This window comes from Streptomyces botrytidirepellens (assembly GCF_003721215.1).
GTDB classification, from domain to species: Bacteria; Actinomycetota; Actinomycetes; order Streptomycetales; family Streptomycetaceae; genus Streptomyces; species Streptomyces himastatinicus.
The window spans coordinates 1-5,554 of the sequence record NZ_RIBZ01000656.1 but is presented as its reverse complement, the minus strand read 5'-3'; the positions used below and the strand labels follow the sequence as shown (position 1 = coordinate 5,554).

The following is a 5,554-nucleotide window of genomic DNA, read 5'->3' as shown; positions in this document are numbered from 1 at the left end:
CCGACGGCAAGCCGCGGTACGTGCTGGACATCTCCCCGGTGAACAACACGGTCACCGTCGGCCCCGCCGAAGCCCTGGACGTCTCGGCGCTCACCGCCATCAAGCCCCGCTGGTGCGGCGCCGCCCCCACCGGCCCCGGCACCTACACCGCCCAGCTCCGCGCCCACGGCGGCGAGACCGAGGTGACGGCCGAACCGGTCGACGGCGAGCTGCGGGTTTCCTTCGCCGAGCCGGTCCGCGGGGTGGCCCCCGGCCAGGCGATCGTGCTCTACGACGGCACCCGCGTCGTGGGCTCGGCGACCATCGCCGCGACGGAGCGCTCCCGCCCGGTCGCCCGGCAGTCGTAACGCCGGAGTCGTGTCCGTTCCGCACTGTTTTGGCGCCCAGAATTCCCCTAAAGTATGACGTTGGACGTCCAGGGGGGATGCTGTGGGGTCTCGACGGCGCACCGCGCACACGATGGTCTTCCTCGCACTGACCGGTGTCATGATCGGCGGCTGTGCGCGTTCGGAGCCGGACAGACCGGGGACGCCCTCCCCGGCCGTGTCGTCCGCCGCGCCCGGGAGCGCTTCCGCGTCGTCGAACGCCGGGGAGACGGGGGAGTCCGAGGAGGGCGTCCCCGAGTCCGGTGCCACGGAGGCCGGTGCTTCGAGCGATACCGGCGAGGGGGACCCCGGAGTGCCGCCGGTGGCACCGCCGCCGTCCGACACCGGCAAGGACGACCCGTACAACCCCAGCGCCCAGCCCACCGTGGAGGAGCCCACCGAGCCCGCGTGCGAACCGGGCCCGGACTGCAACGGGGGTCAGCCTCCCATCGAGGAATCCGCCGGCGCCGGGAGCCCGAGCGTTCCGGACAGCGGTCATCCCGGTCCGACGTCCTTGCCACCGGCCTCATAGCCCGTCGTGACGCGCACCGGGTCACCGGAACCCCGGAGTACCGGCTCCCTTGAATGGGTCAACACGGTCGTCGCCACGGGGTCGGTTTTCACGGCCCTCATGTTCTACGCGGGCGCGATGTACAACAGCGCCTACTATTCCTATTTCCGTCTGCGGTCCCTCTCCCTCGGGCTGAGCTTCACCGACATCGCCCTCAAGAGCCTGCAACTCATCACCATGCCGGTGCTCATGTCGATGGCCCTGGCGGTGATCCTGCCCGAAATACCGAGGCTCCTGGTCTCGTCGGGGGTGCCCGCTCGGGCCATCCGGCATCTGCGGCAGGCCGGGGGGCTGCTGGCCCGGCGGCATCCGCTGATCGTGCTCGCGGGAGTCTGCCTGATGGCCCTGTGGCCGTACGTCCAGCCCTACGGCTGGACCGCGCCCCTCGTCGTGGCGTGCGGTCTGCTGCTCGGGCACACCGCGACCGCCCCCGCCTGGCGCCGCGGCCTCGCCGCCACCGTCGCGGGGCTGATGCTCGTCTGGGCGGTCGGCATGGCCGCGGGGCAGCAGGGCAGGCGGGCGGCCGAGAGCGCCGAGGAGCAACTGGTCCGCCGCACGGCGGTCGTGGTGCTCAGCACCGACCGGCTCAGCATCTCCGGCTCACCCGGCCCGCTCGTCGAGGACCTGGGCAAGGGGCGCCACTACCGGTATCGCTACAGTCGGCTGCGGCTGCTCGTCGAACGGGACCAGCGCTACTACCTGCTGCCCCTGGGCTGGCGCCACCGCACCGACCCCACCTACGTCATCGCCGACGACGACAGCGTGCGCGTCGAACTCTTCCCGGGTACGCAGTCCTCCCACTGAGGGAGTGGGAGGCACTCCACGGTGCATAATGGGAAACTCGTTCCGCCATGAGCTACGGTTCGCCCTTTCCGGATGCTGGCGACCGGGCCGTGTTGGGGAGCTCGATGCGGGCACTCGCTTCCACCGATCCCGGCTGATGCCGCTGCGGATACGTCCGCCTTTAGCGCGAAGAAACACTAAAAACAGCATGAAACGGTGTATTCCGGATTGGCCAGTCTGTGTTGCTTTGTATTTACATACAATTTGGCGTCGCAGGTGGCATAGATCACGGGAGTTCGGGGAGGCGCACATCCGGACACGGGTGCCGTCGTCCGCTGTCTCAGCACCGGAGGTTTCGTTATTTCTGCGCGATCGGTCCAGAAATTCGGAGACAATCCATTCGAGGTCAGGGACACCGATCACTACACCGAGGAGTACGTACCAAGCTTCGTTGAAAAATGGGACTCACTGATCGACTGGGAAAAGCGAGCAGAAAGTGAGGGCACGTTCTTCATCGACCTCCTTCGGGAGCGTGGCGTAAAAAAGGTCCTCGATGTGGCCACGGGGACCGGCTTTCATTCCGTGCGGCTCCTGGAAGCCGGGTTCGAGACCGCGAGCGTCGATGGAAGCGCCGAGATGCTCGCCCAGGCGTTCGACAACGGGCTCAAGCACGGCGAGCACATCCTCCGCGTCGTCCAGGCCGACTGGCGCTGGCTCAACCGCGACGTTCACGGCCCGTACGACGCGATCGTCTGCCTCGGCAATTCCTTCACGCACCTCTTCTCGGAGCGTGACCGCCGCAAGGCCCTCGCCGAGTTCTACGCGATGCTCAAGCATGACGGCGTCCTGATCCTCGACCACCGCAACTACGACGCCATGCTCGATCAGGGCTACTCCAGCAAGCACGTGTTCTACTACTGCGGGGAGGATGTCGCCGTCGAGCCGGAGCACGTCGACGAGGGGCTGTGCCGTATGCGCTACAGCTTCCCCGACGAATCCGTCTACCACCTCAACATGTTTCCGCTGCGCAAGGACTACACGCGCAGGCTCATGGAAGAGGTCGGCTTCCAGCGGATCGAGACGTACGGCGACTTCCAGCACACCTACCGGGAGGAGCAGCCCGACTTCTTCATCCACGTCGCGGAGAAGGCGTACATCGCGACCGACGAGACGGCCGCGGAGTACTCCCCGGCCGTCGGGACCGCCCGCGACTACTACAACTCCACGGACGCCGACGAGTTCTACTGGCGCGTCTGGGGCGGCGAGGACATCCACATCGGCGTGTACGACCGGCCCGACGAGCCGATCGCCGAGGCCAGCAGGCGCACCGTCGCCCGCATGGCAGGCCGCCTCGACCTCACGCCGGACTCCCGCGTCCTCGACCTGGGAGCGGGCTTCGGCGGCTCCGCGCGCTATCTCGCCGAGACGTACGGCTGCCGCGTCACCGCCCTCAACCTCAGCGAGGTGGAGAACGAGCGGCACCGTGCGATCAACGCCGAGCGCGGGCTCGGCGAGACCATCGAGGTGCTGGACGGCTCCTTCGAGTCCATCCCGCTGCCGGACAACAGCGTCGACGTCATCTGGTCCCAGGATGCGTTCCTGCACAGCGGCAACCGCCGCCGTCCCCTGGAGGAGGCCGCCCGCGTCCTGCGCCCCGGCGGTCAGATCATCTTCACCGACCCCATGGCGGTGGACGGCTGCCCGTCCGACACCCTGCGGCCCATCCTGGACCGCATCCACCTCGACACCATGGGCTCCCCGGACTTCTACCGCCACGAACTGGCCCGCCTCGGCTTCACCGAGGTCGGCGGCGGCTTCGAGGAGCTGCGCGAACACCTGGTCACGCACTACGCCCGGGTCTTGGAGGAGACCCGCCGTCAGGAGGACCAGGGCCTGTCGGAGCACGTCAGCGCCGACTACCTCGCCCACATGAAGAAAGGTCTCACCAACTGGGTCGAGGGCGGTAAGAGCAACCATGTGACGTGGGGAATCTTCCACTTCACCCGGTAGCCAGGTCCCTCCGGTAACCCGGTACGGCCGGTGGCGGGCACGCGCCCGTCACCGGCCGCCTGTGTGTCGCTCAGTACGTGTAGAGGGCCTTGGTGTCGAGCGTCATGTCGATCGGTTCACCGATCGGCACCGGCTCACCGAAGTCGGTCTCCAGCGATGCGCGGTAGTGGTCCCCGCTGGGCAGCGAGTAGAGCAGGCACTTTCCCTCGATGGGGTTGACGATCAGGTAGTACGGGATCCCGGCGAGGGCGTACTTCTTGACCTTCTTGTCGGTGTCGTTCTCGGGGTTGGACTCAGAGACGACCTCGGCGACGAGGATGATCTCGTCGGCGGGGAACTGCTTCAGCCGCGTACCCCGGTAGGAGGGGTGGGCGACGGCGAGGTCCGGGCGGAGGAGCGTCTTGCCGTGCCAGCCGTCGTAGACGGTGTCGACCTCGGTCATCACGAACCATTGGGACACGAGCTGGGAGGCGATGGTGAGAACCATGTTCCCGTGTGGGCTGCTGACCACGGTGCTGACGTAGACCTCTCCATCGATCATCTCGGCGTGGTAGTCCGGGAATGCCGCGTCGAATTCCTCGAAGCGCCGCATCTCTTCGGTCTGCACTGGGCTCTCCATCTGCGCTGTCATGGTGTGCCCGCCCCTCGTGATCCTGGCCTCTGCCAGGGTAGCTGTGCGTGTGCGACCCCGCACGCAGTCAGTGCTATGGACTGTGTCCGGTGCGCAGCAGGCGAGCGCGGGGCATCGCCGGGTGTGGGTGTCATGCGGGCGGTACCTCTTTTCAAAGTTGGGGCGTTGGTTCAAGGTCATGCGGCGAGTGGCGAGGGCCCGGCCGCCGAGTCCCGGCAGTCGCGGCACCGTCCGGGCCGGGGCGCGCGGAAGACGCGGTCGCAGCCGTCGCAGTCCTGGAAGGGCATCGGGTGGGGCGCCGTCGGGACGGCGCCAGACGCGGGTGGCCGCAGGGCAGCCAGGCGGTACGCGAGCAGCCGCGCCGGACGGCGGTCGATGCGGTCGGGCAGCCCGGAGGTCAGCGCCTCGGCGATCTCCTGCGGTCCGACCCCACGGTCGAGCCACTCCTCGACGGCGGGAGCCAGCGCGACGGTCTCCCGCTCGGACAGCACGAGCCGCCGGTCGCGGTGGCGCAGGGAGCCGAGGACGGCGGCGGCGCGGGGGTCGGGCGCGGCGCCCGCTTTCGGCCCCGCTTTCGGCCCCGCTTTCGGCCCCGGTTCCGGCTTCGGTGCCGGTCCCGGCTCCGGCTCGGCGACGTCCCGGGCGGCGGGCGCCTCGGCCGGGCGCGGCACATCGCGTTCCGTAGCGCCCGGCGCGTCGTACACGAACGTACGGGTGACGATCCGCCCGCCAGGCCCCCGCTCGACCCGCCGCTCCAGCCAGCCCTCCGCCTCCAGCTCGTTGAGCGCGGCGGAGATCCGGGCCCGGCCTTCCTTGAAGTGGGCGCAGAGCGCGTCGATGCGGATGGAGGCGCCGTCGGGGAGGGACAGGATGTACGCGGCGACGCCGACGGTCACCGCACTGCCCGCCCGCTGGGCGAGCCGGTTGGAGAGCACGGTGAAGTTGGCGGTGTGCCGGGTGCGGACGTGGATGACGCCGGACGCGGGAGCGTCGGCGTGAGCGCGCAGGGGCGCACTAGACTGCGTATCAGCCATCGGGAAGGTGCTGTCTTCCTAGTTGGTCAGGCCCTCGTTTCGGGATGGCAGTCCCGGCGGGGGCCGACGTCTGTGTGCGGTTGTGCCGCGAGACTAACCTGGCCCTTGGCATATTCGCGCCCAAGTCACCCGATGGGGTGATGAGTTGGGCGGGCGGGTG

The 5,554-nt window shown here is 68.8% G+C and carries 6 protein-coding genes; 4 read left to right on the top strand and 2 right to left on the bottom strand.

The genetic code is table 11. The features are described 5' to 3' along the window. The 4 genes from EEJ42_RS34865 to EEJ42_RS34850 all read left to right on the top strand — a co-directional run. Nucleotides 1-347 (top strand): aminomethyltransferase beta-barrel domain-containing protein (locus EEJ42_RS34865; protein WP_342778372.1); only part of this gene is annotated, 347 nt, incomplete at its 5' end. An 82-nt stretch (nucleotides 348-429) separates the two neighbouring features. Further along, entirely contained in the window at nucleotides 430-897 is a 468-nt protein-coding gene (locus EEJ42_RS34860; protein WP_148082136.1) for a hypothetical protein, read from the top strand. A 6-nt stretch (nucleotides 898-903) separates the two neighbouring features. Then, the gene (locus tag EEJ42_RS34855) at nucleotides 904-1,740 is read left to right on the top strand and encodes a hypothetical protein (protein ID WP_123106191.1); all 837 of its coding nucleotides are present in this window, start codon (nucleotides 904-906) and stop codon (nucleotides 1,738-1,740) included. A gap of 264 nt (nucleotides 1,741-2,004) precedes the next feature. Beyond that, on the top strand, nucleotides 2,005-3,729 hold the full coding sequence (locus EEJ42_RS34850; protein WP_484422024.1) for a glycine/sarcosine N-methyltransferase: 1,725 nt from the start codon (nucleotides 2,005-2,007) through the stop codon (nucleotides 3,727-3,729). Nucleotides 3,730-3,799: 70 nt separating this feature from the next. Here EEJ42_RS34850 and EEJ42_RS34845 read toward each other — a convergent pair whose 3' ends face one another. Together EEJ42_RS34845 and EEJ42_RS34840 are read right to left on the bottom strand one after the other, a co-directional pair. Then, nucleotides 3,800-4,336: a Uma2 family endonuclease gene (locus EEJ42_RS34845; RefSeq protein ID WP_184503423.1), complete on the bottom strand. Its 537-nt coding sequence runs from the start codon at nucleotides 4,334-4,336 to the stop codon at nucleotides 3,800-3,802. A 200-nt stretch (nucleotides 4,337-4,536) separates the two neighbouring features. Beyond that, nucleotides 4,537-5,394 carry a hypothetical protein gene (locus EEJ42_RS34840; protein WP_123106185.1) on the bottom strand — a complete coding sequence of 286 codons (858 nt, stop codon included), beginning with the start codon at nucleotides 5,392-5,394 and terminating at the stop codon, nucleotides 4,537-4,539. Between the last annotated feature and the right edge of the window lie 160 nt (nucleotides 5,395-5,554).

What these genes read in the sequence shown, in the direction of transcription:
- EEJ42_RS34840 (WP_123106185.1), bottom strand. Translation starts at nt 5,394, where the DNA reads ATGGCTGATACGCAGTCTAGTGCGCCCCTGCGCGCTCACGCCGACGCT.